Below are 24,134 nucleotides of genomic sequence, written 5' to 3'. Positions count from 1 at the left end.
CGCGAAATTACCCACTAATGGGGTAAAAATCCTTACTCTGGTCACCATGTATCGGTACGACTCCGATGAGGACGCATACCCCCAGTACGACAAGGACGAAGCCGAGGGAGTCCCCGCCGGCGATGACCGTCGTCCGGGCGGTCCCTCCCCGTCGCGCTTCCCCACGCCGTCGCTGGCGCGCCCCAACCAGATCCTGCTGCCCGCGACGGCACCGCCACCCGTCGCGCATTCCCCGTCCCCGCCCGAGCTGGCATCGCCACCGGAACCGGCCGGCCCGCAGACGCCCGACGCGCCGCAGCCCGACCCGGCGGTGTACGCGTCGGACACCATGGCATCGGCCCCGACGTGCCTCACCGGGTACGAGCCGACCGGGGCCACCACGCCACCGTCCGAGCCGGCCAGCCCCCCACCGCCGCGCCAGGGTGGCAACCGGACCTGGCAGCTGCTGGTCGGAGGTGCCGCCGCACTCGTGCTGCTCGGGCTCTGCGGCCTCACCGCCGCCGCCCTGACCGACGGTGGGCAACTCCTCAACCAGCAGGCGACGCCCACCGCCGAGCCGCAGGACACCCGGGACACAGATCCGGCCGCCAGCGACCTGGACTCCCGCGACACCGACTCCGCGCCGCTGACCGCCCGCGAGGTCTTCCCCCCGAACACCCTGACGATCGACGGCGGCAACGCCGGCTACCGGGTGCTGCGGACACACTCCAGCGCCAGCTGTGCGGTGGCGGCCACCGGCGAGGTCGCCGAGGCCCTGAGCCTGCTCGGCTGCAACCAGGTGGTCCGGGCCACGCTCCGCACACCCGACGACAAGCACCTGGTCACCGCCGGGTTGTTCAACCTGACCGACCGGAACAGCGCCGAACGGGCCCGGGACCGCATCCGGCAGGCGCTCGACGCCCGGCAGGGCCGCTTCCGGGGCATGTCGGCCGGAGACGGCACCGACGTGATCACCACCGCGCCCGCCCGGGTCGGCTGGCAGGTACGCGGCCACTACATCGCCTACGCGGTGGTCGCCCGCATGGACGGTGCGGCGATCCGCTCCGGCGACACCACGGTCCGCGAGATCCTCTTCGACATGCTGGAGATGCACCTCAACCGCGAGGTGCTGGAACGGCGGGCCGCAGGCGGGACGGCCACGCAGCCGAACCCGGCACTTACCGACGACACCGGCAACCAGGACCCCGACACCGGCGACTGACCCCGGCTCAGGACCCGGCCGGCACCCGCAGTCGTCGGGTGGCCTCGGCCCGGCGGGCGTACTCGGCCGGATCGTTCGGGTAGCCGACCGCCACCAGGGTCAACCCGTGCGCCGGAGCCACCGTCACCTCACTCGACCGCTCCCGTCGCGTGAGCAGGGCGGCCGGCCACTCGACCGGCCGGCGCCCGTCCCCGGCGACCAGCATCGCCCCGACCAGGCTGCGCACCATCGCCTGGCAGAACGCGTCGGCCTGCACGGTGGCGACCAGGACGCCGTCGGCCTCGCGCCGCCAGTCCAGCCGGGTCACCTCCCGCAGCGTGGTGGCGTTCTCCTTCCGACGGCAGTACGCGGCGAAGTCGTGCTCCCCCACCAGCCCGGCCGAGGCGGCGGCGAGCCGGTCGACGTCGAGCGCGCGGGGCCAGGCCAGGATCTCGTGCCGGCGCAGCGGCTCCGCGCCCCAGGGAGCATCGGTCACCCGGTACTCGTAGCGCCGGAAGGTCGCCGAGAAACGGGCGTCGAAGCTGTCCGGCACCACGCCCATCGCGCGTACCCGTACGTCGCCCGGCAGCAGCCGGGCCAGCCGGCGCAGCAACCGGCCGTCGTGCGCCCGCCAGACCTCGCCGGGCAGGTCGACGTGGCAGACCTGCCCGGTGGCGTGCACCCCGGCGTCGGTACGCCCGGCGACCGTCAACCCAGCCGCGACACCGGCCCCGAGCAGCAGGTCCAGCGCCTCGACCAGCACACCGGCGACCGTGCGCCGCTCCGGCTGGGCGGCCCAACCGGAGAAGCCGGTCCCGTCGTACGCGACGTCCAGTCGCAGCCGGACGCGCTCGTCCACGTCGTACCTCCTCGACGGGTCGGGCCCGGCACCCCCGTGGGGATGCCGGGCCCGACGACGGCCTGACTCAGGCCTTGCCTTCCTCGGTGGCCAGGTCGCTGTCCTCGCGGGCAGCGGCGGTGTCACCGGATGCCGACACCGGCGCCTCGGCGTCCTGGTCGGCCGGCCGTGCCGGGGCCTCGTCGGCCGGGGCCAGCGCCTCGACCTTGTCCTGCTGGGCGGCCTTGCGGGCAGCGGTCTTCTGGTTCGCCTTCGGCTCGGCGACCTGAAGCTCCTCGACCAGCTCGATGATCGCCATCGGCGCGGCGTCGCCCTTGCGCGGACCGGTCTTCACGATCCGGGTGTAGCCGCCGGGGCGGTTGGCGTACCGGGGCGCGATCTGGTCGAACAGGGCGTAGACCACGTCCTTGTCCTTGACCACGGTCAGCACCCGCCGACGCGATGCGAGGTCACCCCGCTTGGCCTTGGTGATCAACTGCTCGGCGAGCGGACGCAGCCGCCGGGCCTTGGTCTCGGTGGTCTTGATCTTGCCGTGCTGGAACAGCGCGGTGGCCAGGTTGGCCAGCATCAGCCGCTCGTGCGCGGGGCTGCCGCCGAGGCGGGGGCCCTTGGTGGGCGTGGGCATGCTTGGTGCTCCTCAGGTGTGGCGGCAGCGCGGACTAGAGCTGCTCGGTCTCGCGGTAGTCGTCGGTGTCGTAGTCGGCCTCGCCGAAGGTGTCCACGACGTGCGCCGGGTCGAAGTTCGGAGCCGAGTCCTTCAGCCCCAGACCCATTCCGGCGAGCTTCATCTTGACCTCGTCGATCGACTTCTGACCGAAGTTGCGGATGTCGAGGAGGTCGGCCTCGGTACGCCCGATGAGCTCACCAACGGAGTTGATGCCCTCGCGCTTGAGGCAGTTGTAGGAGCGGACGGTCAGGTCCAGCTCCTCGATCGGCAGGGCCAGGTCCGCCGCCAGCTGCGCGTCTTGCGGAGACGGGCCGATGTCGATGCCCTCCGCCGTCTCGTCCAGCTCCCGGGCCAGGCCGAACAGCTCCACCAGCGTCGAACCGGCCGAGGCCAGTGCGGTACGCGGGCCCATCGACGGCTTGGTCTCGACGTCGATGATCAGCCGGTCGAAGTCGGTCCGCTGCTCGACCCGGGTCGCCTCGACGCGGTACGTCACCTTGAGCACCGGCGAGTAGATCGAGTCGACCGGGATCCGGCCGATCTCCGCGCCCGCCTGCTTGTTCTGCGCCGCCGTGACGTAGCCCCGACCTCGCTCGACGGTCAGCTCCATGTCGAGCCGGCCCTTGCCGTTGAGGGTGGCGAGCTTCAGGTCCGCGTTGTGCACCGAGACACCGGCCGGGGGCTGGATGTCACCGGCGGTCACGTCACCCGGGCCCTGCTTGCGCAGGTACATGCTGACCGGCTCGTCGTGCTCGGAGCTGACGCAGAGCTCCTTGATGTTCATGACGAGCTCGACCACGTCCTCCTTGACCCCGGGGATCGTGGTGAACTCGTGCAGCACACCGTCGATCTTGATCGAGGTGACCGCCGCACCCGGGATGGACGACAGCAGCGTACGCCGCAGCGAGTTGCCCAGGGTGTAGCCGAAGCCCGGCTCCAACGGCTCGATGGTGAACCGGGACCGGGTCTCGTTGATCGACTCCTCGGAGAGGGTCGGTCGCTGGCTGATGAGCATGTCTTCTCTTCTCTTCCGGGACGCCCGCTATATGACGTCCACGACACAACGTGTTCCGGTGGCCCGCCCGTCGCCGGGCGGGCCACCGCAACGAGCCCTTACTTGGAGTAGAGCTCGACGATCAGCTGCTCCTGAACCTGGGTGTCGATCACCTGGCGGGCCGGGAGCGAGTGCACGAGCACCTTCATCTGGCTGGGGATCGCCTCCAGCCACGCCGGGACCGTCTTGGAGCCGGCCTCGGCCTGCGCCACGATGAACGGGGTGAGCTCCTTGCTCTTCACCCGAACCTCGATGATGTCGTGCTCCTTGACGCGGAACGACGGGATGTCGACCTTCTTGCCGTTCACCGTGAAGTGACCGTGCTTGACCAGCTGACGGGCCATGTCCCGGGACTTGGCGTAGCCGGCCCGGTAGACCACGTTGTCCAGCCGCGACTCGAGGATCTGCAGGAGGACCTCACCGGTCTTGGCCTGCTTGGACACGGCCTCCTCGTAGTAACCGCGGAACTGCTTCTCCAGCACGCCGTAGACGCGGCGGGCCTTCTGCTTCTCACGGAGCTGGAGCAGGTACTCCGTCTCCTTGGTGCGGCCGCGGCCGTGCTGCCCGGGCGGGAACGGCCGGGACTCGAACGGGCACTTCGGACCATCGCACTTGCTGCCCTTGAGGAACAGCTTCATCTTCTCCCGCCGGCAACGGCGGCAGTCAGCACCGGTGTAACGAGCCATCTCTCTCTAACCTCTCAGACCCGACGACGCTTCGGCGGACGGCACCCGTTGTGCGGCTGGGGGGTGACGTCGGAGATCTGCCCGACCTCCAGGCCCACCGCCTGCAGCGAACGGATGGCGGTCTCCCGGCCGGAGCCGGGACCCTTGACGAACACGTCGACCTTGCGCATGCCGTGCTCCATGGCCCGCCGCGCGGCGGCCTCGGCGGCCAGCTGCGCAGCGAACGGAGTCGACTTACGCGAGCCCTTGAAGCCGACCTGGCCGGCGGAGGCCCACGAGATGACGGCACCGGTCGGGTCCGTGATGGACACGATGGTGTTGTTGAAGGTGCTCTTGATGTGCGCCTGCCCGTGGGCGACGTTCTTGCGTTCCTTGCGCCGGACCTTCTTGACAGCGGCTCCGGCACGAGCCTTCGGTGGCATAAGTCTGTGCGCTCCTGTTTTTGGTTCTCGATCGGTTCTGGCTCTTCGCCCCGTTGACCAGATAAACACCGGTTCCGGTGGGAGCCCGGCCAACCTCGGCGGAGAACGACCAGTATTCCGGTTTGAGAATTACTTCTTGCCGGGCTTCTTCTTGCCGGCGACCGTCCGCTTCGGGCCCTTGCGGGTACGCGCGTTGGTGCGGGTCCGCTGGCCACGGACGGGCAGGCCCCGGCGGTGCCGGATACCCGCGTAGCAGCCGATCTCGACCTTGCGGCGGATGTCAGCGGCGACCTCGCGGCGCAGGTCGCCTTCTACCTTGTAGTTGGCCTCGATGTGGTCACGGAGCTGGACCAGCTCCTCGTCCGTGAGGTCCCGGGCGCGCTTGTCCGGCGAGATGCCGGTGGCGGCGAGCGTCTCCAGAGCGCGGGTACGACCCACGCCGAAGATGTAGGTGAGCGCAATCTCCAGCCGCTTCTCGCGGGGGAGATCCACGCCGACTAGACGTGCCATCTGCGGGCGTACTCCTTGTGGTTTTCGGTCGGAGGTCTGGACCCGTCCCACCCCGCTACCCGACCGTCCCGTCTTTCCGGCGCGATCCACGCCGGCGACCGGGATCGGTCGCTGCCCGAGCGGGCCCCGGCCTCCGACCGGGGGTCAACCACGAGAAAGTACGCGCTGCGCACCGCTCGCGGCTGGGACGAGCATGTGTGATGTGTGGGCTGGGTTCAGCCCTGGCGCTGCTTGTGGCGCGGGTCGGTGCAGATCACCATGACCCGGCCGTGCCGGCGGATAACCCGGCACTTGTTGCAGATCCTCTTGACGCTCGGCTTGACCTTCACGGTTGCCTTACTTCCCATCTGGCCCGGCGCCACGAGGCGCGACACCGGACGTCGAAGACGGACACGGGACGATTTCCGGCCGCCGTCAGGCTTACTTGTAGCGGTAGACGATGCGCCCGCGAGTCAGGTCGTACGGCGACAACTCGACGACGACCCGGTCCTCCGGCAGGATGCGGATGTAGTGCTGCCGCATCTTGCCGCTGATGTGAGCCAGCACCTTGTGGCCGTTGGCGAGCTCCACCCGGAACATGGCGTTCGGCAGGGGCTCGATGACCCGACCTTCGATCTCGATGGCTCCGTCTTTTTTCGGCATGTCCTCCGCTGTCCTGACGTCGGTTACTCCGGACGGCCCACAACGTCTTACACGGGTGACTGATCAAGATCAGATTCCCGCGCCAGCCGCGGCTCCGCGTCCCACCGAAGCGCTGGTGGGCATGGCAGAGTGGACGCTGTGCGCCGATCAGAAAGTGTACGCCCGGCTGCACGTCGTCGCCAAACCGACCGGCGAGAGCACTCCAACGAGATGGACAAACCCGACGTTCTACTCGCCAGGTCGCACTCCGCGCGGCGTACCCGGCCGGCGGGTCAGCGCTCGGCGACCGTCCCGCCGCCGACCTCCGTGCCCTGCTCCTCGGCCTGCGAGTCCGCCCCAGCCGGGCGCTCGCGCTGCGCGCCCGAGCCGGTGACCGGCCGATCGCGCTCCTGCGCGGCACCGGTGACCTCGGCCGTGCGGTTCGGCACCCGGTCCCCGCCCGCCGGCGCGACGGACCCGCCGCCCGACGTCGAGGAATGCGCCGCCGTCGACGGTTCGACGGTCGGGCCGCCCGCCGTGGCGGCGATCTCGCCGGACTGCTCGGCAGCGAGCGCGGCGCGCTCCCGCTTGCGGGCCTTCTTCTCCGCCCGCCGCTGCCGGCGTCGCTCCTGCTGCGCCGCCCAGCGCTGCGGCTCCCCGGTGCTCAGCCCGGTGACGGTACGCACCACCTGCACCGCGCCCCACGGGCCAGCCACCCAGATGGGCCAGAAGTACAGGAGGTCGCGGGCCGCGAACGAGGTGACCGCCCAGATGGCGACGACGATGCCGACGGTCCTGAGCCACGGCTCCCACACGTCGACGAGCCAGCGGACGGTCACCCCACGCCCGCCGTCGGGCAACACCGGAGAATCGGGCTCCTGCCGCGCCGGCACCGCCCCGGGCAGATCACCCGTCAGGGCGGCCAGTTCCGCGTACGTCCGTGCCGCGTAGGCCCGCTGCAACCGCTCGTCGTACTCGTGCAGGTCCAGCCGGCCCTCGTCGAGCGCTGCCCGGAGCCGTTCGGCGACGGCCTGCCGGTCGGAGTTCGCTGCCCGCATCCCGTCCTGCCCGTCCATGTCGGCAAGCATGCCATCGTGCTGCCAGTCCGGCTAACCGGCGCCGCACGCCCGCCGCCACACCAGGGAGCGCAATGGGGACGCACACGAGCCTGGAGCTCGGTCACGCACAGTGAGCGCCGCACCTCGGTCGTGGCGAACGTCACATGGCTGCGAGCCCGAACGCGGCCGCTCAGCAAGCAGATGTGCCGGCGGGCTGGCGGGCGGTGACCAGCTCACCGAGGCGGGCCCTACCGCCGTCCTGGGCGGTCAGCACCCAGACTCCGTCCGGCAGCAACGCCATGGTGTGCTCGACGTGTGCCGCCCGCGACCCGTCGCGCGTGACCACCGTCCAGCCGTCGGCCAACTCGGCGGTACGCGGCGAACCCATGGTGATCATGGGCTCGATGGCCAGCGCCATGCCCTGCACCAGCCGTGGCCCCTTGCCCGGCCGCCCGTGGTTGAGCACGTGCGGGTCCTGGTGCATCTCGGTGCCGATGCCGTGGCCGCCGTAGCCGTCGACGATGCCGTAGCGGCCGCCCTTGCGTACCGCGTTCTCCACCGCGTGCGAGATGTCGGTCAACCGTCCCTTGCCGCTGGCCGCACCCCGGGCGGCGGCGGCGATGCCGGCCCACATGGCATCCTCGGCCACCGTCGCCATCCGCAGCAGGGCCGGGTCGACCTCGCCCACCCCGACGGTGATCGCCGCGTCGCCGTGCCAGCCGTCGAGCACCGCACCGCAGTCGACCGAGATCAGGTCGCCCTCGGCGAGGACCTGATCCACCGACGGGATCCCGTGCACGATCTGCTCGTTGACCGACGCGCAGATCGACGCCGGGAAACCGTGGTAGCCCTTGAAAGAGGGCACAGCGCCGGCCTCGCGGATGGTCGACTCGGCGATCGCGTCGAGGTCGGCGGTGCTGACCCCGGGGGCCACCGCCGCACGCATCCGGCGTAACGCCTCGGCGACCACCAGCCCGGCGGCACGCATCTTCTCGATCTGCTCGGGGGTCTTCAGCTGGATGTCCAGCTGGGGACGACGCATCGGGGCGCTACCTTTCGTTGCCGAACCAGCGGGGCACGCCGGACGTATTCCGCTGTTCGCACTCTATCCGGCCGGCGACTATGCCGATCTCAGCCGCCGTAGGACCGCAGGGCGTCGATCGCGCGGACCGTGACGTCCTCCACCGGGCCGGTGGCGTCGATCCCGACCAGCTTGCCCTGGGCGCCGTAGTAGTCCACCAACGGCGCGGTCTTCTCCGCGTACTCGCGCAGGCGAGCGGCGATGGTCTCCGGCTTGTCGTCGTCGCGCTGGAACAGCTCGGCACCGCAACGGTCGCAGATACCGTCCCGACTGGTCGGGTCGAACTCGACGTGCCAGATCTTGCCGCAGCCCCGGCAGGTCCGGCGGCCGGAGAGCCGCCGGATCACCTCGTCGTCGTCGACCACCAGTTCCAGCACGACATCCAGCGCGGTGCCGAGGTCGGCGAGGAGCTTGTCCAGCGCCGCGGCCTGCGGAGTCGTCCGCGGAAACCCGTCGAGCAGGAAGCCCTCGGACGCGTCCGGTTCGGCGAGCCGGTCCCGCACCATGTTGATGGTGACCTCGTCCGGTACCAACTTGCCGGCGTCCATGTAGCGCTTGGCCTCGACCCCGAGCGGGGTGCCCTGCGACACGTTGGCACGGAAGATGTCACCGGTCGAGATCTTCGGCACGGAGACGTGTGCGGCGATGAACTCCGCCTGCGTTCCCTTGCCCGCCCCCGGCGGGCCCACCAGAACCAGTCTCATCTACCGCAGGAACCCTTCGTAGTTCCGCTGCATCAGTTGGCTCTCGATCTGCTTGCTGGTCTCAAGAGCCACACCGACCATGATCAGCACAGCGGTACCGCCGAACGGGAAGTTGAGGTACTGCTGCCGGTCCAGCCAGATGAAGAAGAAGTTCGGCAGGATCGAGATCATCGCGAGGTACAGCGCCCCCGGCAGCGTGATCCGGCTCAGGATGAAGTCCAGATAGTCGGCGGTCGGCTTACCCGGGCGGATGCCCGGCACGAAGCCGCCGTACTTCTTCATGTTGTCCGCGACCTCGGTCGGGTTGAACGTGATCGAGACGTAGAAGTACGTGAAGAAGATGATCAGCAGGAAGTAGACCGCGATGTAGATCGGGCTGGTCGGGTCGACCAGGTTGTTCTGGATCCACGCCTGCGTCTGGCCCGGGTTGTTCTGGTCGAAGAACTGCAACGCCAGCTGCGGCAGGTAGAGCAGCGACGAACCGAAGATGACCGGGATGACACCCGCCTGGTTGACCTTCAGCGGAATGTAGGTCGACGTACCGCCGTACATCCGCCGACCGATCATGCGCTTGGCGTACTGCACCGGGATCCGGCGCTGGGACTGCTCGATGAAGGTGACCGCGGTGATGACCACCAGGACCAGGGCGATGACGAGGAAGAACTTGGCCCAGCCCTGGCTTTCTTGGATCCGCCAGCCCTCGCTGGGCAGGCGGGCGGCGATCGAGGTGAAGATCAGCACGGACATGCCGTTGCCGACGCCGCGGTCGGTGATCAGCTCTCCCAGCCACATGACCACTCCGGTACCGGCAGTCATCGTCATCACCAGGATGGAGAGGGTCAGCCAGTCAGGGATTCCGGTGCCAGTGGGGATGATCTCCTCATCACACATGTTGTTGAAGAGCTGTCCGGAACGGGCCAACGCCACGAACGCGGACGCCTGCAGGACACCAAGGCCCAGAGTCAGGTACCGGGTGTACTGGGTGATCTTCGCCTGGCCTGCCTGGCCCTCCTTGCGGAGCTGCTCCAGCCGGGGGATCACCACTGTCAGCAGCTGCAGGATGATCGACGCCGTGATGTAGGGCATGATGCCCAACGCGAAGACCGACAGCTGGAGCAGCGCGCCACCGGAGAAGAGGTCGAGCAGGTTCAGGACTCCAGTCGTGCCCTCGGTAGCTTGGATGCACTTCTGGACGTTGCCGTAAGACACGCCTGGGCTGGGCAGCGTCGCGCCGAGCCGGTAGATCGCGATGATGCCTACTGTGAACAGCAGCTTCTTGCGCAGGTCAGGCGTTCGGAACGCACTGAGAAAGGCGGACAGCAACTTCTTCCTCCTGCGCGAGGCGGGCCGCCGGTCGTCCCTGGCGGTTTGGGGTGGGTGCCGGGCAGGTGCCCGATATCCATGGCTGGGAAGGGACTCTAACAGCCCGATCCCGGTCCGGGCAGATGCGCCCGGCTACATAAACCGAATCCGATGTTACCGGGCGCACACGCCCAGCGGAGAGCATGGTGCCCGCCAGCTGGGATCAGCTGGCGGGCGCCATGCTCGTACTGCTTACAGCTCGGTGACCGAACCACCGGCGGCAGCGATCTTCTCCTTGGCCGACGCGCTGAACGCATGCGCCCTGACCTGGAGCGACACGTTGCCGAGGTCCCCGGTGCCGAGGACCTTGACCGGCTGACCCTTGCGGACCGCGCCCGCCTCGACCAGCTCGGCCGGGCCGACCTGACCGCCGTTGGGGAACAGCTCGGCCAGGCGGTCCAGGTTGACCACCTGGAAGACCACCTTGAACTTGTTCTTGAAGCCCTTCAGCTTCGGCAGGCGCATGTGGATGGGCATCTGCCCACCCTCGAACGCTGCCGGGACGTTCTTCCGGGCCTTCGAACCCTTGGTACCGCGACCGGCGGTCTTGCCCTTCGAGCCCTCACCGCGACCCACACGGGTCTTCGCGGTCTTGGCTCCGGGTGCCGGGCGCAGGTGATGCACCTTGATCGTCATTACTCGACCTCCTCGACCTTCACGAGGTGGCTCACCTTGAAGATCATGCCGCGAATCTCGGGCCGGTCCTCCTTGACCACCACGTCGTTGATCCGCTTGAGACCGAGCGACCGCAGCGACTCACGCTGGTTGTGCTTGGTCCCGATGTCGGACCGGAGCTGGGTGACCTTGAGACGTGCCATCAGGAGGCCACCTCCGCCCGCGAGGCGAGCATGGCGGCCGGAGCGACGTCCTCCACCGGCAGGCCCCGACGCGCCGCGACAGCCTCCGGGGACTCCAGCCCCTTCAGGGCCGCCACGGTGGCGTGCACGATGTTGATCGGGTTCGACGATCCGAGGCTCTTGGAGAGCACGTCGTGGATGCCCGCGCACTCCAGCACGGCACGGACCGGACCACCGGCGATGACACCGGTACCGGCCGAGGCCGGCTTGAGCAGCACCACACCGGCAGCGTCCTCGCCCGTGACCGGGTGCGGGATCGAGGAGCCGATCCGAGGCACCTTGAAAAAGTGCTTCTTGGCCTCCTCGACACCCTTGGCGATCGCCGCGGGCACCTCCTTGGCCTTTCCGTAGCCCACGCCCACGGTGCCGTCGCCGTCGCCGACGATCACGAGGGCGGTGAAGCTGAAGCGACGACCACCCTTCACGACCTTGGCGACGCGGTTGATCGCGACGACCCGCTCAAGGTGCGGGGTCTTCTCGGCGGGCGCGTTTCCACGGCCGCCCTCACGGCGGTTGTCGCGGCGACCACCCTCGTTGCCACCGGACCCGCCGCCACGGCGCTGTTGACCTGGCATCAGCAGCCTCTCTTCTCTCTCGTGACGGGGATTGTCAGAACTCGAGCCCGGCTTCGCGGGCGGCGTCGGCAAGCGCGGCGACCCGCCCCGCGTACCGGTTGCCACCGCGGTCGAAGACGACCTTGGAGACGCCAGCGGCCTTGGCCCGCTCGGCGAGCAGGGCACCGACCTTGCCGGCCAGGGCGCTCTTGTCGCCCTCGGTACCGCGCACCGAGGCGTCCAGCGTCGAGGCCGACGCCAGGGTGTGCCCCTTGGTGTCGTCCACGATCTGGGCCACGATGTGCCGCAGCGAACGGGTGACCACCAGGCGCGGACGCTCGGCGGTGCCACTGACGTTCTTACGGACCCGGAAGTGCCGACGCGCACGCCCGACGGCACGCTTGGCGGCGACACCGCGGCGGCGCTTGAGCAGCGTGGCGCTCACTTCTTACCTGCCTTTCTCACGGCCTCGCGGCCGGCGGATGACCTCGCCCTGGTATCAGCGACCGCGGTCACTTCTTGCCCGCCTTACCAGCCTTGCGACGGATGACCTCGCCCTGGTACTTCACACCCTTGCCCTTGTAGGGCTCCGGCGGGCGGATCTTCCGGATGTTGGCGGCGACCTCACCGACGAGCTGCTTGTCGATACCGGCCACGTGGAACACCGTGGGCTTCTCCACCGTGAAGGTGATGCCCTCGGGCGCCTGCACCTGCACCGGGTGCGAGAACCCGAGCGCGAACTCCAGGTCTTTGCCCTTGGCGGTGACCCGGTAACCGGTACCGGCGATCTCCAGGCTCTTGCGGTAGCCCTCGGTGACCCCGACGATCATGTTGGCGACCAGGGTACGGCTCAGGCCGTGCAGTTCCTTGGCCTTGCGCTCGTCATTCGGGCGGTTGACGCTCAGCTGCCCGTCCTCGGCCCGCTCGATGGTGATCGGCGTGGCCAGGGTGTGCGACAGCTCGCCCTTGGGGCCCTTGACCTTGATGGTCTGGCCGTCGATCGTCACGTCGACACCGGAGGGCACCGGGATCGACTTACGTCCAATTCGCGACATTTCTACCTGTCTCCCGTTACCAGACGAAGGCGAGGACTTCCCCGCCAACGCTCCGCTTGCGGGCCTGCCGGTCGGTGAGCAGCCCCTGGGACGTCGAAATGATCGCCACGCCCAGCCCGCCGAGCACCCGAGGGAGCCCGTCCGACTTGGCGTACACCCGCAGACCGGGCTTGGAGACGCGCTTGATGCCGGCCAGACTCCGCTCCCGGTTCTGGCCGTACTTCAGCTCGACGACCAGTCGCTTGCCGACGGCACCCTCTTCGGGCTCCTCGACCGCCCAGGTGGCGATGTAGCCCTCGGACTTGAGGACCTCGGCGATGTTCGCCTTGATCTTCGAGTAGGGCATCGTCACCCGGTCGTGGTACGCCTGGTTGGCGTTACGCAGACGCGTGAGCATGTCTGCGATCGGGTCGGTCATCGTCATGAAAACTCGTCAACCTTTCTCGCCGGGGTTCCCGCGACTCGCGCAGGCCTACGGCGAAGAGACAGTCCAGCTGATGCGCCGAAGCGCGCCGGGCTATTACCAGGAAGCCTTGGACACGCCGGGCAGCTCACCGCGGTGGGCCATCTCCCGGATGCACACCCGGCAGAGACCGAACTTGCGGTAGACCGCCTTGGGACGCCCACACCGCTGGCAGCGGGTGTACGCGCGAACCGAGAACTTCGGCTTCGCGGCCGCCTTGAGGATCAGCGCCTTCTTGGCCATCTCAGTTCTCCTTGAACGGGAAGCCCAGGAGCTTCAGCAGCGCCCGGCCCTCGTCGTCGGTCGTGGCGGTGGTCACCACCGTGATGTCCATGCCCCGCTGGCGATCGATCTTGTCCTGGTCGATCTCGTGGAACACCGACTGCTCGGTCAGACCGAACGTGTAGTTGCCGTGCCCGTCGAGCTTGCGCCCGTCGAGACCGCGGAAGTCACGGATACGCGGCAGCGCGATGGAGAGCAGCCGGTCCAGGAACTCCCACATCCGGTCGCCGCGCAGGGTCACCTTCGCGCCGATCGGCATGCCCTCGCGGAGCTTGAACTGCGCGATGGACTTGGTTGCCCGCCGGACCTGCGGCTTCTGCCCGGTGATGGTGGTCAGGTCGCGGACCGCGCCGTCGATGAGCTTGGCATCCCGAGCAGCCTCGCCGACACCCATGTTGACGACGATCTTGACGAGCCGCGGCACCTGCATCGGGTTGCCGTACTCGTGCTGCTCGCGCAGCTGGGCCACGATCTCGTTGCGGTACCGCTCCTTGAGTCGCGGCATGGTCTTGGTTTCGGTAGCCGTGGTCATCACAGGTCCTTACCGGTGCTACGCGCGATGCGGACCTTCTGGCCGTTGTCGTCGATCCGGTAACCGACGCGGGTCGGCTTGCCGTCGGAGTCCACGACCATCACGTTCGAGACGTGGATCGGTGCCTCCTGGGTGACGATGCCACCGGTCTTGGCGCCACGCTGAGTGGTGCTGATGCGGGTGTGCTTCTTGACCCGGTTCACGCCCTCGACCAGGACCTTGTCCTGCCGCGGGTAGGCCGCGATGACCTTGCCCTTGGCACCCTTGTCCTTGCCGGCGATGACGACGACCGTGTCGCCCTTCTTGACCTTCATGCCCGCGCCTCCCTGCGGTCGGCGCGCGCCTGAAGCTTGCACCTACTGAGCTTGCCGGTTCGCTCGCTCCGCTCGCCCACGGTCACAACACCTCCGGCGCGAGAGAAATGATCTTCATGAACCGCTTGTCCCGCAGCTCACGACCGACCGGGCCGAAGATACGGGTACCGCGCGGGTCCCCACCGTCCTTGATGATGACGGCGGCGTTCTCGTCGAAGCGGATGTACGAGCCGTCCGGCCGCCGCCGCTCCTTGACGGTACGGACGATGACGGCCTTGACCACGTCGCCCTTCTTGACACCGGCACCCGGGATCGCGTCCTTGACGGTCGCCACGATGACGTCGCCGATGCTCGCGTAGCGCCGACCGGAGCCACCGAGAACCCGGATGCACAGGATCTCCCGGGCACCCGTGTTGTCGGCGACGCGCAGTCGCGACTCCTGCTGAATCACGTCTATCTCCTATGTCTGCCGGTTCTCCGGCCGCCGGGGCGGCCGGAGCCTGGCGGAACCTGCGCCCGACCGATCTCGGCCGAGCTCGAGCCTTCGCTACTTGGCCTTCTCGAGGATCTCCACGAGCCGCCACCGCTTGGTGGCGGAGAGCGGCCGGGTCTCCATGATCAGGACGCGGTCGCCGATGCCGGCGGAGTTCTGCTCGTCGTGGACCTTCAGCTTGCTGGTACGGCGCATGATCTTGCCGTACAGCGCGTGCTTGACCCGGTCCTCGACCTCGACCACGACGGTCTTATCCATCTTGTCGCTGACCACGAGGCCCTCACGGACCTTCCGGCGGCCCCGCACGCGCTCCGCGCTCGCGGTCGTGTTCTCGCTCATGCTCGAGCTCCCTTACGCTCGCTTCGCTCGTTCACGAAGCCACCTCAGTCGGCGCGGCCGAGAGCCCCAGCTCGCGCTCACGCATGATCGTGTAGATCCGGGCGATCTCCCGACGGATGACCTGCAGCCGCCGGTTGTTGTCCAGCTGACCGGTTGCGGCCTGCACGCGGAGGTTGAACAGCTCCGCCTTGGCCTCGCGCAGCTTCGTGACCAGCTCCTCCTCGGAGAGCTCACGCAGCTCGGAGGCCTTAACGCCCGCTGCCATCAGGATTCACCCACTTCGCGCGTCACAATGCGGCACTTCATCGGGAGCTTGTGGATCGCGCGACGCATCGCCTCTCGCGCGATCTGCTCGTTGGGGAAGGACATCTCGAAGAGGACCCGCCCCGGCTTGACGTTGGCGACCCACCACTCCGGCGAGCCCTTACCGGAACCCATCCGGGTTTCGGCCGGCTTCTTGGTGAGGGCCTGGTCCGGGAAGATGGTGATCCAGACCTTGCCGCCACGCTTGATGTGGCGGGTCATCGCGATACGCGCCGACTCGATCTGCCGGTTGGTCACGTACGCCGGCTCGAGAGCCTGGATCCCGAACTCGCCGAACACCACCCGGTTGCCGCCCTTGGACGCGCCGCTGCGGTCCGGGTGGTGCGGCTTGCGGAAGCCCTTCGGGGGCTTGCGCGGCATCAGCATCTGTCAGCCCTCCTGCTGCGTTTCTGCCGCGGCGGCGACGGCGGACGCGTCCACCGGCTCGCCGCTCGGCGTCTCGGCCTGCTGCGCGACGGTCGTCGCGGCAGCACGGCCGGCCTCGGTGCCACCGGAGGTCGTGCCGGACGAACCGGACCGACCACGACGCGGCCGCTCGGGGCGGTCACCGCGCTCCCGGCGCGGGCGCGACGGAGCCTCGGTCGGGGCCTCCCGACCCGGCACCGCGTCGCCCTTGTAGATCCAGACCTTCACGCCGATGCGGCCGAAGGTGGTACGGGCCTCGAAGAAGCCGTACTCGATGTTGGCCCGCAGCGTGTGCAGCGGAACCCGACCCTCGCGGTAGAACTCCGTACGGCTCATCTCGGCGCCGCCGAGGCGACCCGAGACCTGCACCCGGATGCCCTTGCACATCGGGTTCTTCATCGCCGACTGCATCGCCTTGCGCATCGCACGACGGAAGCTGACCCGGCTGGAGAGCTGCTCGGCGACGCCCTGGGCGACCAGCTGCGCGTCCGACTCGGGGTTCTTCACCTCGATGATGTTGAGCTGCACCTGCTTGCCGGTGAGCTTCTCCAGCTCGCCGCGGATCCGGTCGGCCTCCGCACCCTTCCGGCCGATGACGATGCCCGGCCGGGCGGTGTGGATGTCGACGCGGACCCGGTCGCGGGTGCGCTCGATGTCGACCTTGGAGATGCCGGCGCGCTCCAGGCCCTTGGACATCATGCGACGGATCTTGACGTCCTCGCCGATGTAGTCCTTGTAGAGCTTGTCCGCGAACCAGCGGGACTTCCAGTCGGTCGAGATGCCGAGCCGAAACCCGTGCGGGTGAACCTTCTGACCCATTACTCGGCGCCCTCCGTGTTGCTCTGCGTCTCGGCCGGCTCGGTCTGCTTGGCCGGGGCCGCCTTCTTCGCCGACTTCTTCGGCGCGGCCGGCGCGACCGCCTCGACCGCCACCGTGATGTGGCAGGTGCGCTTACGGATCCGGTACGCCCGGCCCTGGGCCCGAGGCTGGAACCGCTTCATGGTCGGGCCCTCGTCCACGAACGCCTCGCTGACGAGCAACGCGTCGGGGTCCAGCCGCTCGTTGTTCTCCGCGTTGGCGATCGCGCTCGCGAGCACCTTGTACACCTGCTCGCTCGCCGCCTGCGGCGCGAAATGCAGCACCGTGAGCGCCTCCTTCGCGGGCAGGCCGCGGACGAGGTTGACCACCCGGCGCGCCTTCATCGGCGAGATGCGCACGTGCCGCGCAATCGCCCGCGCGCCCGGAAGCACCGGAGCGTCGCCCTTTCCTGGCATCGCTGTAACCCCTTGATCCTCTATCCGTATGCCCGCGGCGTCAGCGCCGGCGGCTCTTCCGGTCGTCCTTCTCGTGACCCTTGAACGTGCGGGTCAGCGCGAACTCGCCGAGCTTGTGCCCGACCATCGCCTCGGTCACGAACACGGGGACGTGCTTGCGTCCGTCGTGCACCGCGATCGTGTGCCCGAGCATGTCCGGGATGATCGTGGAACGGCGCGACCAGGTCTTGATGACGTTCTTCGAGCCCTTCTCGTTCTGCGTCTCCACCTTCTTGAGCAGGTGGTCGTCGATGAACGGGCCCTTCTTCAGGCTTCGAGGCATGTCTTATCTCCCTCAGCCGCGCTTACGCGTGGCGTAGCGGCGGCGGACGATCAGCCGGTCACTCGGCTGGCCCTTACGACGGGTGCGGCCCTCGGGCTTACCCTGCGGGTTGACCGGGTGGCGACCACCGGAGGTCTTGCCCTCGCCACCACCGTGCGGGTGGTCGACCGGGTTCATGGCCACACCACGGACGGTCGGGCGCTTGCCCTTCCACCGCATCCGGCCGGCCTTGCCCCAGTTGATGTTTGACTGGTCGGCGTTGCCGATCTCGCCGACGCTGGCGCGGCAGCGCACGTCGACACGACGGATCTCACCCGACGGCATACGCAGGGTCGCGTACGCGCCCTCCCGGCCGAGCAGCTGGATGCCGACGCCGGCCGAGCGGGCCAGCTTGGCGCCGCCACCCGGACGCAGCTCCACGTTGTGGATCGTGGTACCGACCGGGATGTTGCGCAGCGGGAGGTTGTTGCCGGGCTTGATGTCCGCGCCCGGACCCGACTCCACCGCGTCGCCCTGCTTGAGGTCCTTCGGCGCGAGGATGTACCGCTTCTCGCCGTCGGCGTAGTGCAGCAGCGCGATCCGCGCGGTGCGGTTCGGGTCGTACTCGATGTGCGCGACCTTGGCCGGCACGCCGTCCTTGTCGACCCGCTTGAAGTCGATCAGCCGGTACTGGCGCTTGTGGCCGCCACCCTGGTGCCGGGCGGTGATCCGCCCGTGGGCGTTCCGGCCGCCCTTCTTCGGCAGCGGGGCCAGCAGCGACTTCTCGGGCGTCGATCGGGTGATCTCGGCGAAGTCGGCGACGCTCGAGCCACGCCGGCCCGGCGTCGTCGGCTTGTACTTACGGATAGCCATTGTCTACACCCCTCAGCTGACCGGGCCGCCGAAGGCCTCGATGCGGTCTCCCTCAGCCAGCTTCACCATCGCCCGCTTGGTGTCCTTGCGCTTGCCGAACCCGGTACGGGTCCGCTTGCGCTTGCCCTCGCGGTTGAGCGTGTTGACCGTCAGGACGCGGACGTTGAAGATCTGCTCGATGGCGATCTTGATCGCGGTCTTGTTCGCGTCCGGGTGCACCAGGAAGGTGTACCAGTTGCGGTTCAGCTCGCTGTAGCTCTTCTCCGAGACGACCGGCGCCACGATGATGTCGCGCGGGTCGGCGATCGTGCTCACTTGCCACCCTCCTCGGTGGTCTCGGCGGACCCGGCCGCCTGGCCGACTGCCGTCGGCAGCCCCAGGAACTCGTCCAGGGCCTCCTTGGTGAAGACCACGTCGTCGGCCACCAGCACGTCGTACGTGTTGAGCTGGCCGGCCTCGATCAGGTGCACCCGCGGCTCGTTGCGCAGCGACACCCAGTTCAGCTCGTCGATGCTGCTCAGCACGACCAGCACCCGACGGGCCTCGGTCAGCTTGGCGAGCGTGGCCAGCGCGGCCTTGGTCGACGGCTTCTCGCCCGAGACGAACGCCTCGACGACGTGCACCTGCCCGGCGCGCGCGCGGTCGGAGAGGGCGCCACGCAGCGCGGCGGCCTTCATCTTCTTGGGGGTGCGCTGGCTGTAGTCGCGCGGCACCGGGCCGTGCACCACGCCACCGCCGGCGAACTGCGGCGCACGGATCGAACCCTGCCGGGCCCGACCGGTGCCCTTCTGCTTGTACGGCTTCTTGCCGCCACCGGCGACCTCACCGCGGGTCTTGGTCTTGTGGGTGCCCTGCCTGGCCGCCGCCAGCTGCGCCACCACGACCTGGTGCATCAGCGGGACGTTGGCCTGTACGTCGAAGATGTCGGCGGGCAGCTCGACCGAGCCGCTCTTGGTGCCTTCGGTGTTCAGGACGTCAACGGTGGTCACTTGGCCACACCGCCCTTCTTCGCCTTGGTCTTGGCCGCGGTGCGGACCAGGACCAGCGCGCCCTTGGGGCCGGGGATGGCGCCACGGACGAGCAGGAGGTTGTTCTCGGTGTCGACCGCCTGGACGGTCAGGTTCTGCACGGTGTAGCGCACGCCGCCCATGCGGCCCGCCATCCGGGTGCCCTTGAAGACGCGACCCGGGGTGGCGCAGGCCCCGATGGAGCCCGGCGAGCGGTGCTTGCGCTCGACACCGTGGCTGGCACGCAGACCGTGGAAGCCGTGCCGCTTCATCGGGCCGGCGTAGCCCTTGCCCTTGGTCTTGCCGGTGACGTCGATGGAGACGCCGACCGGGAACTCCTCGACCGTGATCTCCTGGCCGAGCGAGTAGTCGCCGGCGTCGACGGTGCGCAGCTCGACGATGTGCCGGCGCGGCGCCACGTCCGCCTTGGCGTAGTGCCCGCGGAGCGGCTTCTTGGCCTTGCGCGGGTCGATCGTCCCGTACGCCAGCTGGACCGCGGCGTAACCGTCCTTGTCGGCGTCACGAACCTGGGTGATGACGCAGGGGCCGGCCTGAACCACGGTCACCGGGACAACCTTGTTGTTGTCCCAGACCTGGGTCATACCGAGCTTCGCGCCCAGGATCCCCTTAACTTGCCTGTCCATGTGTCCGGTCCCTACAGCTTGATCTCGATGTCGACGCCAGCCGGCAGGTCGAGGCGCATGAGCGAGTCGACCGTCTTCGGGGTCGGGTCGATGATGTCGATCAGCCGCTTGTGCGTACGCATCTCGAAGTGCTCGCGCGAGTCCTTGTACTTGTGCGGCGAGCGGATGACGCAGAAACGGTTGATCTCCGTGGGCAGCGGCACCGGGCCAGCGACCTGCGCCCCGGTACGCGTCACCGTCTCGACGATCTTCCGAGCCGAGGAGTCGACGACCTCGTGGTCATAGGCCTTGAGCCGGATGCGGATCTTCTGTCCCGCCATGGTGGCTTCTGTTCCTTCTCTCGATGCCGCTGTGTTGCGGGTGCCTGTACCGGCTGGTGCAGGCCCTCTTCGCCCACCCCCGCGGTCGGGCGTGTCGCGCCCTGTGGCCAGGCTCCGCCCCGGGATTCCGGAGCGATCCTGACCGCGGTGGGTCCAGGCGCCGATCGCGCTACCGCGACCTGAACGCCGCGCGAGGGTGGTTGGCGGACGGGCCGCCAACCACCCCACGCCCGACTGTTCTGCCTACCCGGAGGTTCGGCGTGAGCCGAACACAGGCGGCGAACTGTCGTTACGCAACCTGACTAGTATGCCGCACGACCGGCGGCGGGTCTAATCGGGGTTACCCAGCTCACTTGATGATCTTGGTGACGCGACCCGCGCCGACCGTACGGCCACCCTCCCGGATCGCGAACTTGAGGTTGTCCTCCATCGCGATGGGCTGGATCAGCTTCACGGTCATCGTGGTGTTGTCGCCAGGCATGACCATCTCGGTGCCCTCGGGGAGGGTGACGACACCGGTGACGTCCGTGGTCCGGAAGTAGAACTGCGGACGGTAGTTCTGGAAGAACGGGGTGTGCCGGCCACCCTCCTCCTTGGAGAGGATGTAGACGGTCGCCTCGAACTCCGTGTGCGGGGTGCTGCTGCCCGGCTTGACGACCACCATGCCGCGCTCGACGTCCTCGCGCTTGGTGCCCCGAAGCAGCAGACCGACGTTCTCGCCTGCACGGGCGTCGTCCAGGGTCTTCCGGAACATCTCGATCGCGGTGACCTTGGTCTTGAAGCCCTTCTCGCGGATGCCGACGACCTCGACGTCCTCGTTCGGGAGCAGCACGCCGCGCTCGACACGACCGGTGACCACGGTACCCCGACCGGTGATGGTGAAGACGTCCTCGACAGGCATGAGGAACGGCTTCTCGGTCTCGCGCTCCGGCTGCGGGATCGCGGTGTCGACCGCGCTCATCAGCTCAAGCAGCTTCTCGGTCCAGACCGGGTCGCCCTCAAGGGCCTTCAGCGCGGAGACCTGGACGACCGGCAGGTCGTCACCCGGGTACTCCTGAGCCGAGAGCAGCTCGCGGACCTCGAGCTCGACGAGCTCCAGGAGCTCCTCGTCGTCGACCATGTCGCTCTTGTTCAGCGCCACGACGATGTACGGCACGCCGACCTGACGGGCCAGCAGCACGTGCTCGCGGGTCTGCGGCATCGGGCCGTCGGTCGCCGCGACCACCAGGATCGCGCCGTCCATCTGCGCGGCACCGGTGATCATGTTCTTGATGTAGTCGGCGTGACCGGGGCAGTCGACGTGCGCGTAGTGCCGCGCCTCGGTCTGGTACTCGACGTGCGCGATCGAGATCGTGATGCCGCGGGCCTTCTCCTCCGGCGCCTTGTCGATCTCGTCGAACGGCGTGTACGGGTTCAGGTCCGGGTACTGGTCGTGCAGGACCTTGGTGATGGCCGCCGTCAGCGTCGTCTTACCGTGGTCGATGTGACCAATGGTGCCGATGTTGACGTGCGGCTTAGTCCGCTCGAACTTCGCCTTCGCCACTGGTGTCCTCCTGTGGACTTCTTGGTTCGTTCGCCCCGGTGCGCCAGGTCGGCGCTTAGGACTCTGTCGACAGCCTTTCCGACCTGACGGCCGGAGAGCTTTGTGGGTTCTGCGGCGATGAAGCCTACAGGCCCGGAATTCACACAATCCGACCGAGGTGGTCGCAGTCGGGGAATCCTCCCGCGACCACCCCGGATCAGCTCAGGTGAGCGTCACTCACCCGTCGCCTTGGCGATGATCTCCTTGGCGACAGAGGCCGGAACCTCGGCGTAGGAGTCGAACTGCATGCTGTAGCTAGCCCGGCCCTGGGTCTTCGACCGCAGGTCGCCGACGTAGCCGAACATCTCCGACAACGGCACCAGAGCACGGACGACGCGGGCGCCACTGCGCTCCTCCATCGCCTGAATGATGCCGCGGCGGGAGTTGAGGTCGCCGATGACGTCACCCATGTTCTCCTCGGGAGTGGTGACCTCAACAGCCATCATCGGCTCAAGCAACGCGGGGTCGGCCTTGCGGGCCGCCTCCTTCATCACCATCGAGCCGGCGATCTTGAATGCCATTTCCGACGAGTCGACCTCGTGGTACTGACCGTCCAGCAGCGTGAGCTTGATGCCCACCAGCGGGAAGCCGGCGAGGATGCCGTACTGCATGGCGTCCTGGGCACCCGCGTCCACCGAGGGGATGAACTCCCGGGGGATACGGCCACCGGTGACGGCGTTTGCGAACTCGTAGGTCGGGGCGTCGTTACCGAGCGGCAGCGGCTCCAGGCTGATGATCACCCGGGCGTACTGGCCGGAACCACCGGTCTGCTTCTTGTGGGTGTACTCGACCTTGTCCACCTTGCGGCGGATGGTCTCGCGGTACGCCACCTGCGGCTTACCGATGTTCGCCTCGACATTGAACTCGCGGCGCATCCGGTCGACCAGAATGTCCAGGTGCAACTCGCCCATGCCGGAGATGACCGTCTGACCGGTCTGGTCGTCCAGCTTGACGCGGAAGGTCGGGTCCTCCTCGGCCAGCCGCTGGATGGCGGTGCTGAGCTTCTCCTGGTCGGCCTTGGTCTTCGGCTCGATGGCGACCTCGATGACCGGCTCCGGGAAGGTCATCGACTCCAGGATGACCGGGTTCGCCGGGTCGCACAGGGTGTCACCGGTGGTGGTCTGCTTGAGACCCTGCACCGCGATGATGTCGCCGGCCTGGGCGGAGCTGCGCTCCTCCCGCTTGTTGGCGTGCATCTGGTAGATCTTGCCGATCCGCTCCTTGCGGTCCTTGGTGGAGTTGACCACCTGGGAGCCGGACTCGAGCGTGCCGGAGTAGATCCGCACGTAGGTGAGCTTGCCGAGGTGCTTGTCCGTCTGGATCTTGAAGGCCAGACCGGAGAACGGCTCGGACACCGCCGGCTTGCGCTGCATCGGGGTCTCACCGTCGGTGGCGGTGCCCTCGATCGCCGGGATGTCCAGCGGCGACGGCAGGTACGCGACGACCGCGTCCAGCATCGGCTGGATGCCCTTGTTCTTGAAGGCGGTGCCGGTGAGGACCGGGTTGGCCTTGCCGCCGATGGTGGCCCGACGGATGGCGGCCTTGATCTCCTCGACGGAGATCTCCTCGCCTTCCAGGTACTTCTCCATCACCGAGTCGTCCACGTCGGCCAGGGTCTCCATCAGCTTCTCGCGCCACTCGGCGGCGGAGTCGGCCAGGTCGGCCGGGATCTCCTCGACCGCGTAGTCCTCACCCTTCTGGGTCTCGCCACGCCAGGTGAGGGCGCGCATCTCGACCAGGTCGACCACACCGATGAAGTCGCTCTCGGCGCCGATCGGGATCTGGAGCACCAGCGGGGTGGCGTTCAGCCGGTCGATCATCATCTGCACGCAGCGGAAGAAGTCCGCGCCGGTACGGTCCAGCTTGTTGACGAAACACATCCGGGGGACGTTGTACTTGTCCGCCTGACGCCAGACGTTCTCCGTCTGCGGCTCCACGCCGGCCACACCGTCGTAGACCGCAACCGCACCGTCCAGGACACGCAGCGACCGCTCCACCTCGACCGTGAAGTCGACGTGGCCGGGCGTGTCGATGATCTGGATCGTGTGGCCCTTCCACTCGCACTTCGTGGCGGCGGAGGTGATGGTGATACCGCGCTCCTGCTCCTGCTCCATCCAGTCCATGACGGCAGCGCCCTCGTGGACCTCACCGATCTTGTACGTGATACCGGTGTAGAACAGGATTCGCTCGGTGGTAGTGGTCTTACCGGCATCGATGTGCGCCATGATGCCGATGTTGCGTACGTTGGCGAGCGCGTCTGCGGCGGCCACTTCAATCCCTACTTATCGTCGTCTCGACACAACTGGTGGCG

General features: G+C 68.2%; 35 protein-coding genes and 1 pseudogene. 1 reads left to right on the top strand and 35 read right to left on the bottom strand.

Going from position 1 to position 24,134, the window contains the following annotated elements; all coding sequences use genetic code 11:
• Window positions 1-46: 46 nt before the first annotated feature.
• Complete coding sequence (locus ID554_RS19185; protein ID WP_117226234.1) at window positions 47-1,201, top strand: hypothetical protein; 1,155 nt, start codon at window positions 47-49, stop codon at window positions 1,199-1,201.
• 7 nt (window positions 1,202-1,208) lie between these two features.
• On the opposite strand, the gene truA is transcribed toward ID554_RS19185, so the two are convergent.
• The 35 genes and pseudogenes from truA to fusA all read right to left on the bottom strand — a co-directional run bounded on the left by truA (window position 1,209) and on the right by fusA (window position 24,093).
• The gene (gene truA, locus ID554_RS19180) at window positions 1,209-2,039 is read right to left on the bottom strand and encodes a tRNA pseudouridine(38-40) synthase TruA (RefSeq protein ID WP_117226235.1); all 831 of its coding nucleotides are present in this window, start codon (window positions 2,037-2,039) and stop codon (window positions 1,209-1,211) included.
• A gap of 67 nt (window positions 2,040-2,106) precedes the next feature.
• Window positions 2,107-2,664 carry a 50S ribosomal protein L17 gene (rplQ, locus tag ID554_RS19175; protein WP_117226236.1) on the bottom strand — a complete coding sequence of 186 codons (558 nt, stop codon included), beginning with the start codon at window positions 2,662-2,664 and terminating at the stop codon, window positions 2,107-2,109.
• A 34-nt stretch (window positions 2,665-2,698) separates the two neighbouring features.
• Window positions 2,699-3,721: a DNA-directed RNA polymerase subunit alpha gene (locus tag ID554_RS19170; RefSeq protein WP_117226237.1), complete on the bottom strand. Its 1,023-nt coding sequence runs from the start codon at window positions 3,719-3,721 to the stop codon at window positions 2,699-2,701.
• A 98-nt stretch (window positions 3,722-3,819) separates the two neighbouring features.
• A complete protein-coding gene (gene rpsD / locus ID554_RS19165) occupies window positions 3,820-4,446 on the bottom strand; it encodes a 30S ribosomal protein S4 (protein WP_117226238.1) in 627 nt (208 codons plus the stop codon).
• 14 nt (window positions 4,447-4,460) lie between these two features.
• Window positions 4,461-4,868 (bottom strand): 30S ribosomal protein S11, encoded by a 408-nt coding sequence (rpsK, locus tag ID554_RS19160; protein WP_007073011.1) that lies wholly within the window; start codon window positions 4,866-4,868, stop codon window positions 4,461-4,463.
• 129 nt (window positions 4,869-4,997) lie between these two features.
• Entirely contained in the window at window positions 4,998-5,378 is a 381-nt protein-coding gene (gene rpsM / locus ID554_RS19155; protein WP_117226239.1) for a 30S ribosomal protein S13, read from the bottom strand.
• A gap of 215 nt (window positions 5,379-5,593) precedes the next feature.
• Window positions 5,594-5,707 (bottom strand): 50S ribosomal protein L36, encoded by a 114-nt coding sequence (rpmJ, locus tag ID554_RS19150; RefSeq protein WP_012184307.1) that lies wholly within the window; start codon window positions 5,705-5,707, stop codon window positions 5,594-5,596.
• A gap of 91 nt (window positions 5,708-5,798) precedes the next feature.
• Window positions 5,799-6,020 carry a translation initiation factor IF-1 gene (gene infA, locus ID554_RS19145; protein WP_007073013.1) on the bottom strand — a complete coding sequence of 74 codons (222 nt, stop codon included), beginning with the start codon at window positions 6,018-6,020 and terminating at the stop codon, window positions 5,799-5,801.
• Window positions 6,021-6,529: 509 nt separating this feature from the next.
• Window positions 6,530-7,075: pseudogene (locus ID554_RS19140) on the bottom strand (DUF1707 SHOCT-like domain-containing protein); the annotation flags it as partial.
• A 172-nt stretch (window positions 7,076-7,247) separates the two neighbouring features.
• Window positions 7,248-8,099: a type I methionyl aminopeptidase gene (gene map / locus ID554_RS19135; protein WP_117226241.1), complete on the bottom strand. Its 852-nt coding sequence runs from the start codon at window positions 8,097-8,099 to the stop codon at window positions 7,248-7,250.
• An 89-nt stretch (window positions 8,100-8,188) separates the two neighbouring features.
• A complete protein-coding gene (locus ID554_RS19130; protein ID WP_117226242.1) occupies window positions 8,189-8,842 on the bottom strand; it encodes an adenylate kinase in 654 nt (217 codons plus the stop codon).
• A complete protein-coding gene (gene secY, locus ID554_RS19125; RefSeq protein WP_117226243.1) occupies window positions 8,843-10,165 on the bottom strand; it encodes a preprotein translocase subunit SecY in 1,323 nt (440 codons plus the stop codon).
• Window positions 10,166-10,396: 231 nt separating this feature from the next.
• The gene (gene rplO, locus ID554_RS19120) at window positions 10,397-10,840 is read right to left on the bottom strand and encodes a 50S ribosomal protein L15 (RefSeq protein WP_117226244.1); all 444 of its coding nucleotides are present in this window, start codon (window positions 10,838-10,840) and stop codon (window positions 10,397-10,399) included.
• On the bottom strand, window positions 10,840-11,022 hold the full coding sequence (gene rpmD / locus ID554_RS19115) for a 50S ribosomal protein L30 (RefSeq protein WP_117226245.1): 183 nt from the start codon (window positions 11,020-11,022) through the stop codon (window positions 10,840-10,842). Before rpmD ends, rplO begins: the two co-directional genes overlap by 1 nt.
• Window positions 11,022-11,636, bottom strand: a complete 615-nt coding sequence (gene rpsE, locus ID554_RS19110) for a 30S ribosomal protein S5 (protein WP_093403623.1) — start codon at window positions 11,634-11,636, stop codon at window positions 11,022-11,024. Before rpsE ends, rpmD begins: the two co-directional genes overlap by 1 nt.
• 34 nt (window positions 11,637-11,670) lie before the next feature.
• Window positions 11,671-12,060 (bottom strand): 50S ribosomal protein L18, encoded by a 390-nt coding sequence (gene rplR, locus ID554_RS19105; RefSeq protein ID WP_117226246.1) that lies wholly within the window; start codon window positions 12,058-12,060, stop codon window positions 11,671-11,673.
• Window positions 12,061-12,127: 67 nt separating this feature from the next.
• Complete coding sequence (rplF, locus tag ID554_RS19100) at window positions 12,128-12,670, bottom strand: 50S ribosomal protein L6 (RefSeq protein ID WP_117226247.1); 543 nt, start codon at window positions 12,668-12,670, stop codon at window positions 12,128-12,130.
• Window positions 12,671-12,686: 16 nt separating this feature from the next.
• A complete protein-coding gene (gene rpsH, locus ID554_RS19095; protein WP_093403619.1) occupies window positions 12,687-13,094 on the bottom strand; it encodes a 30S ribosomal protein S8 in 408 nt (135 codons plus the stop codon).
• A gap of 96 nt (window positions 13,095-13,190) precedes the next feature.
• On the bottom strand, window positions 13,191-13,376 hold the full coding sequence (locus ID554_RS19090) for a type Z 30S ribosomal protein S14 (protein WP_007073023.1): 186 nt from the start codon (window positions 13,374-13,376) through the stop codon (window positions 13,191-13,193).
• Between the two features lies 1 nt (window position 13,377).
• Window positions 13,378-13,947 carry a 50S ribosomal protein L5 gene (rplE, locus tag ID554_RS19085; RefSeq protein ID WP_117226248.1) on the bottom strand — a complete coding sequence of 190 codons (570 nt, stop codon included), beginning with the start codon at window positions 13,945-13,947 and terminating at the stop codon, window positions 13,378-13,380.
• The gene (gene rplX, locus ID554_RS19080; protein ID WP_033662111.1) at window positions 13,947-14,261 is read right to left on the bottom strand and encodes a 50S ribosomal protein L24; all 315 of its coding nucleotides are present in this window, start codon (window positions 14,259-14,261) and stop codon (window positions 13,947-13,949) included. Before rplX ends, rplE begins: the two co-directional genes overlap by 1 nt.
• Window positions 14,262-14,343: 82 nt before the next feature.
• The gene (gene rplN / locus ID554_RS19075; protein WP_117226249.1) at window positions 14,344-14,712 is read right to left on the bottom strand and encodes a 50S ribosomal protein L14; all 369 of its coding nucleotides are present in this window, start codon (window positions 14,710-14,712) and stop codon (window positions 14,344-14,346) included.
• A gap of 96 nt (window positions 14,713-14,808) precedes the next feature.
• On the bottom strand, window positions 14,809-15,093 hold the full coding sequence (gene rpsQ / locus ID554_RS19070) for a 30S ribosomal protein S17 (protein WP_117226250.1): 285 nt from the start codon (window positions 15,091-15,093) through the stop codon (window positions 14,809-14,811).
• A gap of 31 nt (window positions 15,094-15,124) precedes the next feature.
• On the bottom strand, window positions 15,125-15,358 hold the full coding sequence (gene rpmC, locus ID554_RS19065; RefSeq protein WP_117226251.1) for a 50S ribosomal protein L29: 234 nt from the start codon (window positions 15,356-15,358) through the stop codon (window positions 15,125-15,127).
• Window positions 15,358-15,783, bottom strand: coding sequence for a 50S ribosomal protein L16 (gene rplP, locus ID554_RS19060; RefSeq protein ID WP_007465292.1), 426 nt, complete (start codon window positions 15,781-15,783; stop codon window positions 15,358-15,360). Before rplP ends, rpmC begins: the two co-directional genes overlap by 1 nt.
• A 3-nt stretch (window positions 15,784-15,786) precedes the next feature.
• The gene (gene rpsC / locus ID554_RS19055) at window positions 15,787-16,641 is read right to left on the bottom strand and encodes a 30S ribosomal protein S3 (protein WP_117226252.1); all 855 of its coding nucleotides are present in this window, start codon (window positions 16,639-16,641) and stop codon (window positions 15,787-15,789) included.
• On the bottom strand, window positions 16,641-17,096 hold the full coding sequence (rplV, locus tag ID554_RS19050) for a 50S ribosomal protein L22 (protein ID WP_117226253.1): 456 nt from the start codon (window positions 17,094-17,096) through the stop codon (window positions 16,641-16,643). Before rplV ends, rpsC begins: the two co-directional genes overlap by 1 nt.
• Window positions 17,097-17,136: 40 nt before the next feature.
• Entirely contained in the window at window positions 17,137-17,418 is a 282-nt protein-coding gene (gene rpsS / locus ID554_RS19045; protein ID WP_067359615.1) for a 30S ribosomal protein S19, read from the bottom strand.
• A gap of 12 nt (window positions 17,419-17,430) precedes the next feature.
• A complete protein-coding gene (rplB, locus tag ID554_RS19040) occupies window positions 17,431-18,270 on the bottom strand; it encodes a 50S ribosomal protein L2 (protein WP_117226254.1) in 840 nt (279 codons plus the stop codon).
• 12 nt (window positions 18,271-18,282) lie between these two features.
• Window positions 18,283-18,585, bottom strand: a complete 303-nt coding sequence (gene rplW / locus ID554_RS19035) for a 50S ribosomal protein L23 (protein ID WP_093403611.1) — start codon at window positions 18,583-18,585, stop codon at window positions 18,283-18,285.
• Window positions 18,582-19,259 carry a 50S ribosomal protein L4 gene (gene rplD / locus ID554_RS19030; protein WP_117226255.1) on the bottom strand — a complete coding sequence of 226 codons (678 nt, stop codon included), beginning with the start codon at window positions 19,257-19,259 and terminating at the stop codon, window positions 18,582-18,584. Before rplD ends, rplW begins: the two co-directional genes overlap by 4 nt.
• Window positions 19,256-19,921: a 50S ribosomal protein L3 gene (gene rplC, locus ID554_RS19025; protein WP_117226256.1), complete on the bottom strand. Its 666-nt coding sequence runs from the start codon at window positions 19,919-19,921 to the stop codon at window positions 19,256-19,258. Before rplC ends, rplD begins: the two co-directional genes overlap by 4 nt.
• Window positions 19,922-19,932: 11 nt before the next feature.
• Window positions 19,933-20,241 (bottom strand): 30S ribosomal protein S10, encoded by a 309-nt coding sequence (rpsJ, locus tag ID554_RS19020; RefSeq protein WP_007073037.1) that lies wholly within the window; start codon window positions 20,239-20,241, stop codon window positions 19,933-19,935.
• 349 nt (window positions 20,242-20,590) lie between these two features.
• Entirely contained in the window at window positions 20,591-21,784 is a 1,194-nt protein-coding gene (tuf, locus tag ID554_RS19015) for an elongation factor Tu (RefSeq protein ID WP_117226257.1), read from the bottom strand.
• Window positions 21,785-21,996: 212 nt separating this feature from the next.
• On the bottom strand, window positions 21,997-24,093 hold the full coding sequence (gene fusA / locus ID554_RS19010; RefSeq protein ID WP_117226258.1) for an elongation factor G: 2,097 nt from the start codon (window positions 24,091-24,093) through the stop codon (window positions 21,997-21,999).
• Window positions 24,094-24,134 lie beyond the last annotated feature (41 nt).

This window comes from Micromonospora craniellae, from assembly GCF_014764405.1.
Classification (GTDB): Bacteria; Actinomycetota; Actinomycetes; order Mycobacteriales; family Micromonosporaceae; genus Micromonospora; species Micromonospora craniellae.
This window is presented reverse-complemented; position numbering and strand designations above follow the sequence as displayed.